A 17449-nucleotide genomic window follows, 5' to 3' on the forward strand; every position below is an offset into this window, starting at 1 on the left:
TATCGATCACCTAAGAGGTTCGAATATTCGCTAAATCCGGAATATCCAAATAAATATTCGGAACTTCTGATTAATTGCCGAATCTTAATGTGATAATAATCTCAATCGTCGATCATAAGCCGTAGGAGAATCATGCCGTCACTTGACACCACCGCAGTGCATGCCGGTCGCGAAGGCCTCACCGAGCAGGGCGTACATGCTGTTCCCATCGACCTTTCAACCACGGCTCCGCTGCCCTCGGTCATCGATGGCGGCCTATCCTACGAGCAGATGGCAACCGGTGGCCAGCATCAGCCCGGTCAAAGCACCGTTTATCAGCGGCTCTGGAACCCTACCGTGGCACGCTTTGAGGAGGGTGTTGCCGCTCTCGAAGGCGCCCCCGAGGCGGTTGCCTTCGCCACCGGAATGGCCGCATTGAGCGCCGCTCTATTGGCTGCCACCGCTGGGGCGAAGAAGCACATTATCGCGGTGCGGCCACTTTATGGCGGCAGCGATCACCTGCTAGCCTCAGGTCTACTCGGCACCGAGACCAGCTTCGTTCGCCCGGAGGAACTGGCTCAGGCGCTCCGCGCTGACACCGCACTGATTGTGCTCGAGACGCCCGCGAACCCAAGCTTAGAACTAGTGGACATCGCCGCACTGGTCAATGCCGCGAATGGCGTGCCTGTTTTGGTTGACAACACTTTCGCCAGCCCGATCTTGCAACAACCGCTCAAGCACGGTGCCAGCATGGTGTTGCACAGCGCTACCAAGTTTCTAGGCGGGCACGGCGATGCGATGGGCGGCGTGGTTGCCGGTGACCCTGATTGGAGCAAACGGCTACGCCAAGTAAGGGCGATCACTGGCGGCATCCTGACTCCCTGGCCAGCTTATCTGCTGCACCGCGGCCTGGCCACGCTACCGGTCCGAATGCGGGCGCAGCAAGAATCGGCGACCAAACTTGCCTCGGCCTTGGCTCAGCACGAACTTGTCACGCAAGTCTTCTACCCGGGCCTGCCCGAGTGCGATCCGCAGGGTCTGATTGGCACCCAAATGGCCGGACCGGGTTCGCTACTGGCCTTTGAACTAGCGAGCGCCGAGCATGCCGAACGTGTCCCGGCCGCGGTGTCGCTGATCACACACGCGGTCTCATTGGGCGGTGTTGACACCCTGATTCAGCACCCGGCTGGCCTCACTCATCGCCCGGTAGCGGACGAAGCCAAGCCGCACGCCAACCTGCTCCGGCTCTCAATCGGCCTCGAGGGCGCTGAAGATCTGAGCGCCGATTTACTGCAAGCAATCGAAAGCACCGCGTGAAGCTGACAGCCGCAGAATCGGTTTCCTGAGGCAAAGAGTCCTACCATGAACTAGTGACTTCTAACTCCGGTGACCAGCTTTGGCAAGGCCACCTGCGAGGCAGCAAGTCATATCAAAGGATCCTGTTGGCGCTCGCCTGCGCTGGCGTTGCCACCTTTGCTCAGCTTTACTCCTTGCAGGGCGTACTGCCGCTGCTCGCCGCGGATCTGCGAGTGTCGGCTGCCGAGGCGGCGCTCAGCGTTTCCACCGCCACCATCGGCTTGGCGATTGCGGTGATTCCCTGGTCGGCGCTGGCTGACCGGATTGGCAGGCTTCGAGCCATGTCTATTGCGGTGATTGCGGCTACTGTGCTGGGGTTGCTCGTGCCGCTGATGCCCACCCTGAGTTCAATTTTGTTGCTCAGGTTCTTCGAAGGCCTGGCGCTCGGCGGCATCCCGGCCTTGGCTCTGGCCTATCTGACCGAGGAAGTGCACCGGATGCACGCGGCCATCGCGGCCGGAAGCTACGTCGCGGGCACCACGATCGGAGGCTTATCGGGCCGAGTGATCGCCGGTCCGATCGGAGACCTGGCGGGATGGCGCACCGGCGTGCTGCTGGTCAGCTTGCTGGCCACCATGGCTTCGGCCGGCTTCATTCTATTAGCACCAAAACAGCGCGGCTTTGTCCGGCTTGGCAAGGCAGCGGAGGGCAGCCCTGGCCTGCTTTCTCGGCTCGGCAGCAACCTGAAGAACCCCGGCTTATTGGCACTCTATGCTCAAGGCTTCTTGCTGATGGGCGGTTTCGTCGCGGTATACAACTATCTGGGGTTCCGGCTCGAAGCAGCGCCATTCTTGCTACCCACTGCAGTGACTAGTCTGCTCTTTCTCGCCTATCTGGCCGGCACCTTCTCCTCTCGACTGGTCGGCAGCTTGAGCGCTCGCTTCGGACGCCGGAACATGCTGGCGCTGAGCACTCTGGTGATGGCCCTCGGCGTCGCCTTGACCATGGTTCCCACCGTGCTGATGGTGCTCTTCGGCCTGCTGGTACTAACCGCCGGGTTCTTCGCGGCGCACGCGGTCGCTTCTGGCTGGGCACCGGCCCGAGCCAGCGTCGGTCGGGCACAAGCCGCCTCGTTATATAACCTCTGCTACTACGCCGGTTCCAGCCTGATCGGCTGGTGGGGAGGCTTGGTGTTCCAGCAGCTGGGTTGGAATGCGCTCGCGCTGACGGTGATCGCGCTGGCCCTGCTGGCTACGCTCTGGGCCTGGTTCGCGCTACGCCCCTCCACCGACGGCCCTTCTGCCGCACACTCAGTCGGAACAGTTTGAACCGACCTCGGGCCTTTCAGATCCTTGGCCTAGCCGTGGGCCAGCCACTCTCGGCTAGGCTTAGACCAATGAATGAGAGCACGTATCGCCAACAGCCGGTGTCCTTTGTGCGCCGCGGTAGCCGTCTGCAAGGGCGCCGTCAGAAAGCCTGGGAAGAACACAGCGAGCGCTACCTTCTTGAGGTGCCACGCCTGGTCGCCGATACCTCGGTGCACCCCGACTATCGCTTCGACGCCGCAAAGGTTTTTGGCCGAAGCGCGGAATTAGTTGTCGAGGTGGGTTCCGGCCTGGGCGAAGCGATAGTGCATGCTGCTAGCACCCAGCCGGACCGTGATTTCCTCGCCGTCGAGGTGTATTTGCCGGGCTTGGCACAGACCATTCAGCGCGCCGCCGCTCAAGAACTGAGCAACCTACGCGTGGTGCAGGCCAATGCTCCGGAGGTGCTCAGCTCGATGATCCCGGCGGGCAGCATTTCCGAGGTCTGGACGTTCTTTCCAGACCCTTGGCCAAAGAGCAAACATGAGAAACGACGCCTGGTAACCGTGTCCTTTGCTGAGCTGGTGGCGACTTCCCTGGCACCGGGCGGTCTGTGGCGACTGGCCACCGATTGGGAACACTACGCGGAACAAATGCTTGAGGTAGGCAGCAATTCGAGCCTGCGGAATGTCCATCCAGACTGGGCACCACGTTTTGAGGGTCGAGTCATTACCAGTTTCGAAAACAAGGCTCAGCTGGCCGGCCGAGAAATCCATGATTTGACCTTCCAGAAAGAGCTGCCCACGAAATAGCAATCGGCGATAGCCGGTCAGCAAGAGGCGGTATCTGCCAGGAAAACTAAAATCAGACTCTGGTATGAGCTAGCAGTGATCACGCGGCAGAATCGGAAGGTCACCGCCTCGGTGTTACCCAACCGTGCGATTTCTACAGCACTCGCACAGCCTCACCAGTCATCGTAAAACTATGGACACCACCGTAATGTACCGGCTCGATCCGGATCAGCCGCGTGAGCGAGCCGTCCCCGGACGTCCCCGGGCCGGTCATGTGCGAGTACTCGCCGCTACCGTGGTGGTACTTTTCAGCCTGGCCCTAGCACTGATCTTGGCCGGCCATCGGCTGATCCCCGACATCGGGGAATGGACAATGGGGCTGGAGAGCTTCCTGCCCTGGCTTGGGCTACTCAGCGTCTTGCTGCTGATCCCCGCGATCCGATCGAGATCAGCGCTAGCTTGGTTCGCTTGGTTAGTACCGGTGCTGGTCTGGGCGCTGGTTTTCGTGCCGAACATCCTGCCTGGCACCGCCAGCACAACCGGCAGCAACAAGCTCAGCGTGGCCACACAGAACCTGCAAGGCTACAACGGTTCGCTGTCCAGCAAGGATGCCCTGATAGCGCAGGATGCTGATCTAGTGGCGCTGCAGGAAGTGAAGACTCCGGAAGCCTTGGATGAACTGCTAGCCAAGTATCCCTACCAGGAACGAGTGGGCACGGTTGCGCTGCTGAGTAAATATCCGTTCAAGGAATCCGCTGGCCTGGACCTCAACGGCTTCTCTTCCTATCGGGCGCTGCACGCTACAGTGCAAACACCCTCTGGCGACGTGAGCGTCTATGTAGTGCACGGCGCTTCGGTGAGCGGTGGAGACCACAGCGCCCGCGATGAGATGCTGAACGACCTACAGCAGCGTCTCGCTCAAGACCCCGCCCCGCGGCTACTGGTGATGGGGGATTTCAACGCGGCCCCCACCAACCGAATCATGGACGGCTTCAACAACCAACTGCAAGAGAAGCTCTCCAGTAGCGGTGGTTTTGGTTTCACCTGGCCTGCCAAGTTCCCGGTTACCCGTCCCGATCACATCCTGAGTAAAGGCTTTAGCATCACCGATTCCTCGGTACTGGCCCCCATTGGCAGCGATCACTTGGGACTGAGCAATAATCTTAGCTATTAAGCCACCAGCGACCCATCCGAGAGCTAGCTTTTGCGGTGTGGGCGCCAGACCACCACGGCTTGGGAACGCGGCAGCGGACGCTCGCCACGATTGAGCCGCACCACGTCACCGGCTAAGCCAGCGGCAAAGATCCGGGCGGCATCGCCTCGCTCCCTGAGTTCTGTGCTCAACTCCTTGACCTTGGCTTGCAGCGCGGCAACCTGGTTTTCAAGTTCCAGAATGCGCTTAATGCCTTCAAGGGAAACCCCTGATTGGGAGAGTCTTTGCACCTCGCGTAAAAGGTCCACATCATGTTGAGAGTAACGCCGGGAACGCCCAGGAGCACGACTCGGTGAGACCAAGCCCAAGCGGTCGTACTGCCTGAGGGTTTGCGGGTGCATCTCGGCCAGTTCGGCTGCTACCGAAATAACAAAAATGGGGGCATGTGGGTCATCGGCCACCGTGCTACTCCCTCCCGACCGAGGCGAACATTAGAGCTTCGCCTTGGCGGCCAGCTCAGCCCGCGGATCACCGTCATCGGTCGCCGCAGCAAAGTCACGGACTGCTTGTTCGGCCTCTTTGTTCAATTTCTGCGGGGTAACCACGTCCACCGTCACGAGTAAATCACCGGTGGCCTTGCTGGTTTTGATCCCCTTACCCTTGACTCGCAGGGTGCGTCCTGACGGGGTGCCCGCCGGGATGCGCACCTTGACCGATTCGCCATCCAGGGTGGGCACGGTGATATCCGCACCTAGGGCGGCCTCCGGGAAGGTCACTGGAACGTGGATCCGAATATTATCGCCATCGCGGCCGAAGAAGTCGTGCGGTTTGACGTGCACGGCAACCATTAGATCGCCGGGGCCAGCCGAACCGGGCTGTCCCTTGCCACGTACCCGGACTTTCTGTCCGTCCTTGATTCCTGCCGGAATCCGGACCTCAATCACTTCACCGGAAGGCTCCTTGAGCCCAATCGTGGTTCCCTTCACGGAGCCCGCGAAGGAAATCGTAGTCTGCGCATTACGATCGGCGCCCTTGGTGGGACGCGGTTGCTGATAGCCCTGATAAGCAGAGCCGAAGATATCAGCGAACTCGGGCGGTAAACCGGAGGCATCGAAACCACCGCCGCGGCTGCTTCGGCTGGAGCGCCCGGCATTGAACAGTCCGCCGAACATATCGTCGAAGCCAGCACTGCCCTGAGCACCGGAGCCGCCAGCACTAAACCGGGCACCAGAACCCATCGCCCGAATCGCGTCGTACTGCTCGCGATCCTCGGCATTGGAAAGCACCGAGTAGGCCTCGGAGATGTCTTTGAACTTCTTCTCTGCGGCCTCATCACCCTGATTTTGATCGGGGTGGTATTTGCGGGCCATCTTGCGGTAGGTCTTCTTAATGTCCGCTTCGCTGGCGTCCTTGGAGACACCGAGGATTGCGTAGAAGTCCTTATCGACCCAGTCCTGACTAGCCAAGGTATCTCCTTTCGTACGTTTTGATCTTCACGATGAGGGCTGCTCCAGCAGTTTTCCGCCCCTTTGGCACGAGGCTTCGCGTGTCGCTGACGCGCCACGCGGGGGCTCGTGAGGCGGGGCTAAAAAAACTGCTGGAGCAACCCTCCTATTCAGGTACTGCAACAATAACTTGCGCAGCCCGGAGAACTCGTTCGCCCTTGCGGTAGCCGGAGCGAAGCACTTGGCTGACCGAATCGACCTGCACTTCGGCGCTGGGCTGTTGGATCAGCGCCTCGTGCACGGTGGGGTCGAAAGCAACTCCGGTCTCGTCGATGCGCTCCAGCCCATAGGTCTGTAGCGCGGCTTCGAGTTTGACCGCGATGGCCGCGAATGGGCCCTCGGTGAGGTCTCCGTGCGTGCGGGCCGCGTCGACGTCGTCGAGCACCGGCAGCAGCGAGTTCAGCATGCCGATCACGGCGCTCTCCCCGGCAACCGCGCGGTCGCGTTCGACCCGCTTGCGGTAGTTCACATACTCGGCCTGCAAACGGAGCAAATCGTTCTTGAGCTCCGCCGCATCCGCTTGTTCGCTACCCTGGGCGACCGACTCATCGGCGGGCACCTCGGCGTTGTTCAGGATGTCTTCGACCTGAGCCAAGGGATCCTGATCGGACTCGGCCGAGGGGCCGGTCTGCTCGACCGGCTCCTCCGCTGAGTTGCCCACCTCAGGGTTGTCCTTTTCAGGACCGTCGTAGTTGTTGTCCTGATCAGACATGACTACTTCTTCTCGTTCTTCGGTTCTTCTTCGTCCACGATCTCGGCGTCAACGATGTCTTCCTCGGGCTTAGCCTCGCCAGCCGGAGCTTCCGCGCCGGCGTCGGCAGCTGCGCCATCGGCCTGGGCTTGAGCGTAGATCGCTTCACCCAGTTTGCTCTGCGAAGCCTGTAGCTTCTCGAAGGCTGCCTTCACGGCATCCTCGTCGGTGCCAGCCAGAGCGGTTTTCAGGCTGTCGACATCGGCCTTGACTTCGGTCTTGACCTCTTCGGGCAGCTTGTCATCGTTTTCGGAGAGCAGCTTCTCCACCGAGTAAGCGAGCTGCTCGGCGCTATTACGCACTTCTGCCTGCTCGCGACGGGCCTTGTCCTCGGCCGCGTGTTCTTCGGCTTCCTTGACCATCCGGTCAATATCTTCCTTGGAGAGGCTGGAGCCACCGGTGATGGTCATCGACTGCTCGGCGCCGGTGCCCTTGTCCTTAGCCGACACGTGCACGATGCCGTTGGCGTCGATGTCGAAGGTGACCTCAACCTGCGGCACGCCGCGCGGAGCCGGTGCGATGCCGGTCAGCTCGAAGGTGCCTAGCGGCTTGTTGTCCCGGGTGAACTCGCGCTCGCCCTGGAAAACCTGGATGGCAACCGAAGGCTGGTTGTCATCGGCGGTGGTGAAGGTTTCGGACCGCTTGGTCGGGATCGCGGTGTTGCGCTCAATCAGCTTGGTCATCACGCCGCCCTTGGTCTCAATACCGAGGGAAAGCGGGGTGACGTCGATCAACAGCACGTCCTTGCGCTCGCCCTTCAGCACACCGGCCTGCAAGGCAGCGCCGACAGCGACGACCTCGTCCGGGTTGACGCCCTTATTGGGCTCCTTGCCACCGGCGAGCTGCTTGACCAGTTCACTGACGGCGGGCATCCGGGTGGAACCACCGACCAGCACGATGTGATCGATATCGGAAACCTTGATGCCGGCCTCGGAGATCACGTCCTGGAACGGCTTCTTGGTGCGATCGAGCAGGTCAGCGGTGAGTTCCTGGAACTTAGCGCGGGTCAGCTGCTCATCCAAGTGCACCGGTCCGTCGGGGGTGACGGAGAGGTACTGCAGGGAGATATTGGTGCTGGTAGCCGAGGAGAGTTCTTTCTTGGCCTGCTCAGCAGCTTCGCGCAGACGCTGCAGCGCGATCTTGTCCTTGGAGAGGTCGATGCCCTTGACTTTGAGTTGGTTCAGCAAGAAGTCGACGATGCGCTGATCCCAGTCGTCGCCGCCCAGCCGGTTGTCACCAGCGGTGGCGCGAACCTGAATGGTGGAGAAGCCATCTTCGTCCTTGCCAACTTCCAGCAAGGAAACGTCGAAAGTGCCGCCGCCGAGGTCGAAGACCAGGATGAGCTCGTCTTCCTTACCCTTGTCCAGACCGTAGGCCAGAGCAGCCGCGGTCGGCTCGTTGACGATACGCAGCACGTTCAGACCAGCGATTTCGCCGGCCTCTTTGGTGGCCTGACGCTCGGCGTCATTGAAGTAGGCCGGAACGGTGATTACCGCGTCGGTGACCTTTTCGCCCAGGTAGCTCTCGGCGTCGTTCTTGAGCTTCATCAAGGTACGAGCGGAGATTTCCTGAGCGGTGTACTTCTTATCGTCGATCGCGATGGTCCAGTCGGTGCCCATGTGGCGCTTGACCGAAGCAATGGTGCGATCAACGTTGTTGACGGCCTGGCGCTTGGCGATCTCGCCAACCAGGACCTCGCCGCTCTTGGAGAAAGCGACGACGGAGGGGGTGGTGCGGCCGCCTTCGGCGTTCGCAATAACGGTGGGCTCGCCACCTTCCAGGACGGAAACCACCGAGTTAGTGGTTCCCAAGTCGATACCTACTGCACGTGACATGGTGTTCCTTTCATTGAACGACTTAGTAAGTTGAGTGCTCTGAGATCAATTCTATAGTTGAGTCGATCGTTGTCAAGTTGAACTTGAGCGTGGTGCACTCAACTTCGAAAAATACAGAATGTAGGAGCTAGAGCGACACCTAACACCCAGGCAACAGAAGTGGAACCCCCACCCCATCCCTCCCCAGCGAATCTGCATTTCCAGCAGGGAGGGCCAGCTTGCCCCACTGAACAGCAGGATTCACCGGGGAGGGCTGCCGGCAGGGGGCCTGCGGCAACACCTCTAAAGTTGAGTTGATATGTACACCTACTCGACACGTCGCGCTGATGTGTCGAAAAAACGCTGCAAAATGTACACGTCTACGGCTCCCATCAAGAAGGCGACACTCTCACGCCCGGTTCGCAGCAAACTCTGCACCACAACGCCTACAGCGCACAGCTCGGCGCGAACCGTGCACAACAGCGCTTGTGCCATCGTTCGAGAACGCCGCTAGCAGAACCCGTCGCAATAAACTTTCCACCAGCCCTTGACTCCCTGATCCCATTTCTGCTATTTTCCATATATGGAAAGTTCCAAGTTTGGAAAATACGAAATCAACACCGAGCGAGATGCTCTGCTTGATGCGATCTTTTCCGCCTTGGCACATCCGGTCCGCAGAGGGCTGGTTGACCTGCTACACGAGAGCGATGCAACGGTCAACGAGCTGGCTGCACACTTCGAGTTAGGCACTCCGGCCATTTCGAAGCATCTGACCATCCTGGAAAAGGCTGGCCTGATCAAAAGAACTGTTAATCAGCAATGGCGCACCTGCAGTTTGGAGCCGCAAGGTTTCCTGCAGCTTCGAGACTGGACCCAGCACTACGCCAGACTCTGGGAGGGCAGCTGGCAACGCTTAGACAAACTCCTGAATACGCTCAGCAGCGAAGAACCTCAAAAGAAATCAGCAGCAGCACAAGAAAAGGACAAGGATCATGACTGAAGTAAGCAAGGAACTCATCGACAACGGCCTCGTCATTAGCGCGAGCTTCAAGGCGCCGCGCGAACTGGTCTTCCGCGCTCATTCTGAGTCGGACTTGATCAGCCAGTGGTGGGGGCCGGAGGGTTTCCCGGTCAATAACTCGACGATGGATTTCCGGGTCGGCGGCGAATGGCTCTACAGCATGCGCAGCGATGAATCAGGCGAAGAGTTCTGGTCGAAGGCGGTTTATCACGAGATCGTCGTGCCGGAGAAAATCGTCTGGACCGACGCGTTCTGCGACGCCGAGGGCAATGTCAACACGGATATGCCGCAGGGCAAGGCCACCGTCACCTTCACCGAGGCCGACGGCGTGACCACCGCCCGCACCGAAATCCACTACCCGGATAACGCCCAGCGCGACACCGTGGTGCAGATGGGCATGCTGGAAGGCATGACCATGACGCTGAACCAGTTGGAAGGTTTGCTAGCCAAGCTGCAAGGCTAGGCTGCATTCTTCTAGGCCGCATTAGTAGCGCAAAGAACGGGGTGGCTGGTTCCATAACCGGCCACCCCCTTCTTTCGCTTCAAGTCGGAGCGGACTATCTCGGACTAAGCTGGTGCAGTGCCGAACAAATCGAATGCCCGGGTAGTAGTGCTGAACGGTGGATCGAGTTCGGGAAAATCATCAATCGCCCGAGCGCTCCAAGAATTGCTCCCCGGCATCTGGCTGACCTTTGGTGTCGACACTTTCATCGAAGCCCTGCCCGGACGGGGGAATAGCCCTCGAGCCGGAATCCACTTTGAGCCCGACGGCAGCATCACCTTTACCCCGGAGCACCGAGCCTTAGAGGGCAACTGGTACGCCGGACTCAATGCGATGGCTCAAGCCGGTGCCAGCCTTATCCTCGACGAAGTCATGCTTGCCGGAGCCGTCGGCCAAGAGCGGCTTCGCTCTGCTTTCACCGGAACTGAACTGATCTGGGTGGCAGTGCGCTGTGAGGCCGAGATTGCCGCAGAACGCGAGGCCGACAGGCCCGATCGGGTACCCGGAATGGCCCGTCAGCAAGCAACGTCGGTACACCTCCACGTCAACTACCACATTGAAGTCGACACCAGCCGCCGCTCGGTGGCAGATTGTGCGGCGGAGATTTCGCGTCGTCTCACCGAGGACTTTCTCGACGGCTAGTCAACCGGAAAAACCTAGCCGCCGTCGTATGCCTTCTGCAGGTCCGCAATAATCAGCTTGCGCTGCCCCATCAGCACGTTCATGGCGCGCTGCACCCCCTCGGCGTCCGGACCAGTGAGCAGTTTGGACAGGACGTTTGGCACCACTTGCCAGGACAGGCCGTATTTGTCTTTGAGCCAACCACATTGGCTCTCCTCGCCGCCGTCGGCGGTCAAGCTGTTCCAGTAATAGTCCACTTCTTCCTGGTCTGCGCAGTCAATCTGGAATGAAATCGCCTCGCTGAAGGTGAACTGAGGCCCACCATTGAGCGCGGTGAACCCCTGCCCGTCCAGCTCGAAATCTACTGTCAGCACGGTGCCGGCCGGGTACGGTGACCCTTCGCCGTAATAGCTGGTGTTATTAATCTTCGAATTCTTGAAAATGCCGCAGTAATACTCGGCGGCTTCGGCGGCCTGAGTGTTGAACCACAGGCAATTGGTGATCGCAGGCATTGACGTTCCTTCCACTTCCTCGGGGAGAACCTGGCCACGACGTGGTCAATTCGAGTCTAGCCCGCCAAGTTTGAAGCAACAATGCTGCATAAATCGTCATTCCAAAGGGCTTTCCCCTAGCATTTTTCTATGCAACTCTCGCTCTGGTTCGCCCTACTGGCGGCATGCCTGATGATCAGCTTCACCCCGGGCGCCGGCGCGATTAACACCATGAGTAACTCTTTGAACGCGGGCTTCCGTCGTTCGCTGTGGGGCATTCTCGGACAGCAAATCGCGCTGTTGATTCAGATTGTGATTGTGGCAGCCGGCGTCGGGCTTTTGGTTTCTTCCTCCCCCATCGCCTTCCACGTGATTCGCTACGCGGGCGCTGCCTATTTGGTCTACCTGGGCCTGCGGAAACTCTTAGCGAAACGCTCGGAAGCCGCTGAAGAAACCAAAGAAGCCAAGCCGGAAAGCGCTTTTTCCATGCTGCGCCGGGGCTTCTGGGTCAATCTGCTCAACCCGAAGGCAATAGTGTTCTTCCTGGCTTTCGTCCCCCAGTTCATTCGTCCCGATTCGCCGCTACTGCCACAATATTTAGTGCTCGCCGCCACAGTGGTGCTGGTCGACGTCGTGGTGATGTGGTTATTCTTCGCCGCTGCTGCCCGATCCTTCAGCCGCTTCACCGAGAGTCAGCGTGGTGAGCGCGCGCTCAACCGGACCTTCGGCGGGCTTTTCGTCGGTGCTGGTGTGCTGCTCGCCGTGGTCTAAACGCGGCGTCATCGGAAGCCAAAAAACGGCACTACCGGTTCTTCGATTCGAAGTTGCGGCCGCAGACCGGCACAATGGTGGAACTGATTCCAAGGAATATCCAAGGAGCAACAGATGACGACCATCCCCTCCCTCCGGCTGAACGACGGCCACGATTTACCGGCCCTCGGCTTCGGCACCTACCCGCACGGTTACGCCGATTCCGAGCGAGCCGTCGGGCATGCGCTGGAACTTGGCTACCGGCTGATTGACACCGCGCTACGCTATGAAAACGAGGTTGAGGTCGGCACCGCGATCCGAAAATCTCCGGTCCCCCGCGAAGAGATCGTGCTGACCAGCAAACTGCCGGGCCGCAATCACGGTTACGGCGAAGCTTTCCAAGCCTTCGAAGAATCCAGCCGGAACCTTGGCCTCGACACCATCGACCTCTACCTAATTCACTGGCCACTGCCCAAGCAGGGTAAGTACGTCGACACCTGGAAGGCCTTGGTGGAACTGCAAAAGGCCGGCAAGGTCCGTTCCATCGGTGTCTCGAATTTCACCGAAGAACACCTAAAAGATCTGCAGGATGCCACCGGAGTGACTCCGTCGGTCAATCAAGTGGAATTGCACCCCTACTTTCCGCAACAGGCGTTGCGCGAATTCCACGCCCGTAATGGCATTGTCACCCAATCCTGGAGCCCCTTGGGTCGCGGCCAGCTATTGCAGGAACCACTGCTCGTTGAGTTGGCAGAGAAGTATGGCGTTGGCGTGGGTCAATTAGTCCTACGTTGGCATTTGCAAAACGGTGTAGTACCGATTCCGATGTCGAATAACCCGGAGCGTCAACAGCACAACCTGGAAATCTTCGGCTTCGATATCACCGATGAAGACCTGGCCCGGATCAATTCCCTGGAAAAGGGCAGGCTCTGGGGTCAAGACCCAAATGAGCACGAGGAATTCTAGAACTCCAGCAGCACCTTGCCGGAACGCGAGGGGTCGCCAGCAACGTCGAAGGCTTCGAGGGCTTGCTGCACCGGGAAGCTGTGCGTGACCACGTGGGCGGCGTTTAGCCTCCCGTCGGCGAGCCCGAAAAGCACCTCGTCGAGTTCCTCGTTGAATCTAAACGAGCCGGTCAGCTGCAATTCTCTGCTCACCACAAGAGAAATCTCCACCGGTTGCGGGCCCGCGGGCAGCAGGCCGACCATCACCACGCGGCCACCGCGTTTGGCGCCACGCAAGGCTAGGCCCAGCCCGCTGTGGTGGCCGGAAGATTCAAACACCACATCGGCATGCATGGCGTCGAGGTCATCCTCATTCGGAGCCTGGAGGGTGCTGCTCGCACCGACCGTGGCGGCTATCTCCAGCGGTTTGGCTTGCAAGTCAACCGCGACAATCTCGCGGGCCCCCATTGACTTAGCCGCCGCGACAATCAGCGAACCAATTGGCCCCGCCCCGATCACCAGAACTTTGGCACCACTCAGCACGTTTGAACTCGCCTCTTGCTGTCCTATTTGCTGTCCTGTTTGTTCTCCTGTTTGATACCCAGCCTGCTTGACCGCATGCCAGGCTACCGCTGCCGGTTCGGCAATGGCAGCGTCACGAAGCGATAGACCTTCAGGTAATGCTCGGAGCATCCGGCCAGGCAAAGCCAAATAGCGGGCGAAACCGCCCTGAGTGTGCGGGAATCGCGCCGCGCTACCCAGATATGTGCCCCCGGGAGCTAAATTCGGTTTATCCGCTGGGTAGGGGGTGCGCGCCTCGTCGTCCAGCTCGGTGGCCGGATGTACCGCTACCTGCGTTCCTGCGGCCGGTGAGCTGCCGTCACTGGCGGCTTGCAGCACCGTGCCAACTACCTCATGGCCGAGCAACATCGGTTCACGCAGGATTGATTGCCCGGCGGCGCCGTGCCGCCAGTAGTGCAGATCAGAGCCGCAAATACCACCGAAGGCAATCTCGATCAGCGCCTGATCGGCGGTGGGTTCCGGCATCGGCAACTCTTCCAACCGAAGATCGCCCTTGGCGTGAATGACAACGCCAATATTGGTTTTCATCTATTCTCCTCGGCGATCTGGGTCGCAGGGACTGTGTATTTAGACAACGGCGGTCATCCCACCGTCGATAAAAATTGTTTGCCCATTGACAAAATTGGACGCCTCGGAGGCGAGCCACACCGCCGGTCCCACCAGGTCCTGCACGGTTCCCCAGCGAGCCGCCGGAGTCCGACCGACCACCCAGGAGTTGAAGGCCTCATCGTCAACCAGGTTCTGCGTCATCTCGGTATGGATATAGCCGGGCGCCAGGGAATTAACTTGGATGCCATGCCGCGCCCATTCCGCCGCCATCGCCTTGGTCAGGTTACGCACCCCGCCCTTGGCCGCTGTGTAGGCGGCAATGGTCGGCCTGGCGAGCTCGCTCTGCACGGAGCCAATATTAATAATCTTGCCGCTGCCGCGAGCGATCATCGGCTTGGCGAGTTCCCGGCCGATCAGGAACAGGCTACTCAAGTCCGTTTTGATCACCCGTTCCCAGTCCGCATACTCCAAGTCCAACAGCGGCACCCGGTGCTGCAGACCGGCGTTATTAATCAAAATATCGGGTGCCCCGGCACGTTCAATCAGCTCAGCAACGCCTTGCGAAACTTCCGCCGGATCGGTGACATCGAAAGCTACCGCGTGCACCCGATCGGTACCGAACGATGCCGCCAATTCGGCAGCGGCAGCCTCGGCCCGCACCCGATCACGGCCGTGAATGACCAAGCTGGCGCCTGCCTCGGCCAGCCCGCGTGCCATCGCCGCCCCGATTCCCCGGCTGGAACCGGTAACGAGGGCGAGCTTTCCCTGCAGGTCAAAAGAAGTCGGGCTCATGCCTGCTCCCCTCCATGGTTTCCTTCAATTTCGGCGCGCACCACGGAGAGATCCTGGGCACCAAGGCCGTGGTCAACAAGGGATTGGTAGCGCTGCCTTGCCGCGCTGCTCAGCCTGGCGTCGGTATCAGTGCTTCGGGCAGCATCCAGGAAAAAACCCAGATCCTTGAGCATGAACTGCGCAGCACCCCGAACTTCATAGTCCTGCCCGACGATTCGTGGGCCGACGAGCCTGAGCACGGCAGAATCCGCCAATCCCCCACCGAGCACCTCGAGCAACTGCCTGGAGTCGAGTCCGGAGCGCTCGGCGACCACCACCGCCTCGGCAAGGGCTGCCGTGGTCAAACCGACTAGTACTTGGTTACAAGCTTTGGCCAGTGAGCCTGCGCCCACCTCGCCGAGCCGATGCGGTTTACCCATGCTCTGCAGTACCGGCAGCACTCGCTCAAATGCATCCGGGCTAGCACCGACCATGATGGAGAGGGAGCCCTGCTCGGCGCCTTCGGTTCCGCCACTTACCGGGGCGTCAATCAACGACACCGCAGCACCGCTCAAGGCGCTGACCCGGTCAGCGAAATCGCGCACCGCGGCGGGCGAGACAGTGCTACAAATGACCAATGTCTTAGCGTCCGCCAGGGGTGTCTTCGAGGCCTCGCCAGACCAACTTTCCAGCAGGGGCGCCAAGGTTTCTTCGACCTGCGGCAGGTCCGGCAGCATCACGATCACCACCGAGGCATCGGCCGCGGAGGCAACGCTCTCCAGCTCTTCAGCCCCTTCGGCGAGCAGGCGCTCCAGCGCGGGCCGAGAGCGATTCCACACCCGCAAGGAAAATCCAGCCCGCAACACATTGCGGGCCATCGCCTCACCCATTTTGCCGAGACCAATAAAAACTATCTGCGGTGATCGCTCCGTCGCCTTCATAATGTCCAACATACTAGCCACCTTTCAGTATGATGAACAGATGACTGCTACCGCGCTTCCTGACAACGCGCCTCACGCCGCTCTCACCATTGCCATCTGTGCCCCGCTCGAGGCAGCACTGGTGGAGCGAATTCGGCAGAGTTCGCCAGGAGTCACAGTGCGGTATTCACCCGAGTTATTACCTCCCGAACGCTTCCCGGCTGATCACGCTGGCGATCCAGACTTCCGACGCAGCGCCGAACAAGAAGAGCAGTACTGGGAAAATATTCGCCAAGCTGACGTGCTCTATGGAATCCCCAATGAGTCCCCCGCTGATCTGGCTCGCGCGGTCAGAGAAAACCCTAAGCTGCGCTGGATCCATGCAATGGCGGCTGGTGCGGGCGGCTCGGTACGCGCCGCCCAGTTGAGCGAGGCCGAGCTAGAACGCGTTGTAGTCACCACTTCGGCGGGCGTGCACGCGCTACCGCTCGCAGAGTTTGCGCTGATGGGCCTGCTCAATGGCTTCAAGCGGGTCGCCGAATTGCAGGCGGACCAACGCGCCAAGCTTTGGCCCGAGCTGCGAGTGCCGACCCGGTTACTGGCCGGCTCTCAGCTGGTGATTTCTGGCCTGGGTGAGATTGGCATGGAAACGGCGCGGCTAGCAAAAGCTCTAGGGATGACGGTGAGCGGCAGCAAACGACAAGCGCAAGAACTCGAGGGTATCGATGAAGTGGTCACCAACGATGGCTTAGCCGGACTGCTCAACTCGGCCGATGCCGTCGTCAATACCCTGCCGGGCACCCCTTACACCGAGCATCTTTTCGACGCTGAGCTACTCGCGACTCTCAAGCCCGGTGCGGTTTTTGTCAATGTCGGTCGGGGCTCGGTGGTGGATGAAACCGCCCTGCTAGCCGCGCTAGATGAGGGCCGAATTTCCTATGCCTGCCTTGACGTTTTCGAACAGGAGCCGCTGCCCGCCTCCAGCCCGCTCTGGGAGCACCCAAAGGTACTGGTTTCACCTCATACCTCGGCGCTCAGCAGCGCGGAGAACCGGTTGATAGCCGAACGGTTCATTTCGAACCTGGAGCTTTTCCGAGCTGGCCGGGTGATGCCGCACATGGTTGATCCAGTGTACTTTTACTGAGCTGATCGGCACCTCCCAGGCGGCAGCCTCAGCAAATCTCTTCCGCCAGAGCCCCGGGCTTGCTCCAACACCCCCGGCATCGTTTCAATAGAGAGATGCCCTTAGAGTGGTCCCTGCGCCAAAGCTCGCCGTCCGACGCCGAGTGGATCGCCGAGCTGCGCGCCGAAGTGATGTACCCGGATCTGCAACGCCTGGGTCTTTGGGATCCGGTCCGAGTTCGGCAACGTTTTCTGAACGGTTTTCATCCGGAACATACCTGGATCATCAAAGTTGCCGACCGGCAGGCTGGAAGCATCGCGCTCCGCCCCGAAGCCGCCGATCAGTGGCTTGAACACTTCTACTTAGCCACCGAATTTCAGGGCCGGGGCCTCGGCAACGCGGTGCTCGGCACTCTCCTCGCCGAGCACCGCGATCACCGGCCTTACCGGCTCAATGTGCTGCAAGGCAGCGCCGCGAAGAAGCTTTACCAGCGGCATGGCTTCGTGCTCGAGACCGAGGACGATGTTGACCAGTTCATGATCTCCAACCAGCCCCCGGTGAACTGAGCGATCTTGGCCTAGC

19 protein-coding genes are annotated in these 17449 nt (G+C 60.0%); 11 read left to right on the forward strand and 8 right to left on the reverse strand.

Annotated elements, in window-relative coordinates:
* Positions 1 to 132: 132 nt before the first annotated feature.
* The 4 genes from UM93_RS11605 (at position 133) to UM93_RS11620 (ending at position 4544) form a co-directional block, all read left to right on the forward strand.
* Entirely contained in the window at positions 133 to 1296 is a 1164-nt protein-coding gene (locus tag UM93_RS11605; RefSeq protein ID WP_045075727.1) for a trans-sulfuration enzyme family protein, read from the forward strand.
* A gap of 53 nt (positions 1297 to 1349) precedes the next feature.
* Positions 1350 to 2603, forward strand: coding sequence for an MFS transporter (locus UM93_RS11610; RefSeq protein ID WP_045075729.1), 1254 nt, complete (start codon positions 1350 to 1352; stop codon positions 2601 to 2603).
* 68 nt (positions 2604 to 2671) lie between these two features.
* Entirely contained in the window at positions 2672 to 3391 is a 720-nt protein-coding gene (trmB, locus tag UM93_RS11615; protein ID WP_045075731.1) for a tRNA (guanosine(46)-N7)-methyltransferase TrmB, read from the forward strand.
* A 172-nt stretch (positions 3392 to 3563) separates the two neighbouring features.
* Positions 3564 to 4544: an endonuclease/exonuclease/phosphatase family protein gene (locus tag UM93_RS11620; protein ID WP_082057120.1), complete on the forward strand. Its 981-nt coding sequence runs from the start codon at positions 3564 to 3566 to the stop codon at positions 4542 to 4544.
* 23 nt (positions 4545 to 4567) lie between these two features.
* On the opposite strand, the gene UM93_RS11625 is transcribed toward UM93_RS11620, so the two are convergent.
* The 4 genes from UM93_RS11625 to dnaK all read right to left on the reverse strand — a co-directional run bounded on the left by UM93_RS11625 (position 4568) and on the right by dnaK (position 8614).
* A complete protein-coding gene (locus UM93_RS11625; protein ID WP_045075732.1) occupies positions 4568 to 4984 on the reverse strand; it encodes a heat shock protein transcriptional repressor HspR in 417 nt (138 codons plus the stop codon).
* A 30-nt stretch (positions 4985 to 5014) separates the two neighbouring features.
* Entirely contained in the window at positions 5015 to 5989 is a 975-nt protein-coding gene (locus tag UM93_RS11630; RefSeq protein ID WP_045075734.1) for a DnaJ C-terminal domain-containing protein, read from the reverse strand.
* 145 nt (positions 5990 to 6134) lie between these two features.
* The gene (locus UM93_RS11635) at positions 6135 to 6740 is read right to left on the reverse strand and encodes a nucleotide exchange factor GrpE (protein WP_045075736.1); all 606 of its coding nucleotides are present in this window, start codon (positions 6738 to 6740) and stop codon (positions 6135 to 6137) included.
* A gap of 2 nt (positions 6741 to 6742) precedes the next feature.
* On the reverse strand, positions 6743 to 8614 hold the full coding sequence (dnaK, locus tag UM93_RS11640) for a molecular chaperone DnaK (RefSeq protein ID WP_045075737.1): 1872 nt from the start codon (positions 8612 to 8614) through the stop codon (positions 6743 to 6745).
* 562 nt (positions 8615 to 9176) lie between these two features.
* On the opposite strand from dnaK, the gene UM93_RS11645 reads away from it, so the two are divergent.
* The 3 genes from UM93_RS11645 (at position 9177) to UM93_RS11655 (ending at position 10758) form a co-directional block, all read left to right on the forward strand.
* The gene (locus UM93_RS11645) at positions 9177 to 9593 is read left to right on the forward strand and encodes an ArsR/SmtB family transcription factor (protein ID WP_045075739.1); all 417 of its coding nucleotides are present in this window, start codon (positions 9177 to 9179) and stop codon (positions 9591 to 9593) included.
* Positions 9586 to 10077, forward strand: a complete 492-nt coding sequence (locus tag UM93_RS11650) for an SRPBCC domain-containing protein (protein WP_045075740.1) — start codon at positions 9586 to 9588, stop codon at positions 10075 to 10077. The genes UM93_RS11645 and UM93_RS11650 overlap by 8 nt, the downstream gene beginning before the upstream one ends.
* A gap of 117 nt (positions 10078 to 10194) precedes the next feature.
* On the forward strand, positions 10195 to 10758 hold the full coding sequence (locus tag UM93_RS11655) for a chloramphenicol phosphotransferase CPT family protein (RefSeq protein ID WP_045075741.1): 564 nt from the start codon (positions 10195 to 10197) through the stop codon (positions 10756 to 10758).
* Positions 10759 to 10772: 14 nt separating this feature from the next.
* On the opposite strand, the gene UM93_RS11660 is transcribed toward UM93_RS11655, so the two are convergent.
* Complete coding sequence (locus UM93_RS11660; protein ID WP_045075742.1) at positions 10773 to 11249, reverse strand: VOC family protein; 477 nt, start codon at positions 11247 to 11249, stop codon at positions 10773 to 10775.
* A 129-nt stretch (positions 11250 to 11378) separates the two neighbouring features.
* Here UM93_RS11660 and UM93_RS11665 point away from each other — a divergent pair, with 129 nt between their 5' ends.
* Positions 11379 to 11999, forward strand: coding sequence for a LysE family transporter (locus UM93_RS11665; protein ID WP_045075744.1), 621 nt, complete (start codon positions 11379 to 11381; stop codon positions 11997 to 11999).
* A gap of 114 nt (positions 12000 to 12113) precedes the next feature.
* The gene (locus UM93_RS11670) at positions 12114 to 12944 is read left to right on the forward strand and encodes an aldo/keto reductase (RefSeq protein WP_045075745.1); all 831 of its coding nucleotides are present in this window, start codon (positions 12114 to 12116) and stop codon (positions 12942 to 12944) included.
* On the opposite strand, the gene UM93_RS11675 is transcribed toward UM93_RS11670, so the two are convergent.
* The 3 genes from UM93_RS11675 to UM93_RS11685 are packed head-to-tail and all read right to left on the reverse strand — an operon-like array spanning position 12941 to position 15777.
* Positions 12941 to 14032 (reverse strand): L-idonate 5-dehydrogenase, encoded by a 1092-nt coding sequence (locus UM93_RS11675; protein ID WP_045075747.1) that lies wholly within the window; start codon positions 14030 to 14032, stop codon positions 12941 to 12943. The genes UM93_RS11670 and UM93_RS11675 overlap by 4 nt on opposite strands.
* Positions 14033 to 14071: 39 nt before the next feature.
* Positions 14072 to 14845 (reverse strand): glucose 1-dehydrogenase, encoded by a 774-nt coding sequence (locus UM93_RS11680; protein ID WP_045075749.1) that lies wholly within the window; start codon positions 14843 to 14845, stop codon positions 14072 to 14074.
* A complete protein-coding gene (locus UM93_RS11685; RefSeq protein WP_234399298.1) occupies positions 14842 to 15777 on the reverse strand; it encodes an NAD(P)-dependent oxidoreductase in 936 nt (311 codons plus the stop codon). The genes UM93_RS11680 and UM93_RS11685 overlap by 4 nt, the downstream gene beginning before the upstream one ends.
* Before the next feature lie 28 nt (positions 15778 to 15805).
* On the opposite strand from UM93_RS11685, the gene UM93_RS11690 reads away from it, so the two are divergent.
* Together UM93_RS11690 and UM93_RS11695 are read left to right on the forward strand one after the other, a co-directional pair.
* The gene (locus tag UM93_RS11690) at positions 15806 to 16888 is read left to right on the forward strand and encodes a D-2-hydroxyacid dehydrogenase (protein WP_045077324.1); all 1083 of its coding nucleotides are present in this window, start codon (positions 15806 to 15808) and stop codon (positions 16886 to 16888) included.
* Positions 16889 to 16983: 95 nt separating this feature from the next.
* Positions 16984 to 17433 (forward strand): GNAT family N-acetyltransferase, encoded by a 450-nt coding sequence (locus UM93_RS11695; RefSeq protein WP_082057121.1) that lies wholly within the window; start codon positions 16984 to 16986, stop codon positions 17431 to 17433.
* The last annotated feature ends 16 nt before the right edge of the window (positions 17434 to 17449 follow it).

The organism is Psychromicrobium lacuslunae (genome assembly GCF_000950575.1).
Lineage (GTDB): Bacteria > Actinomycetota > Actinomycetes > Actinomycetales > Micrococcaceae > Renibacterium > Renibacterium lacuslunae.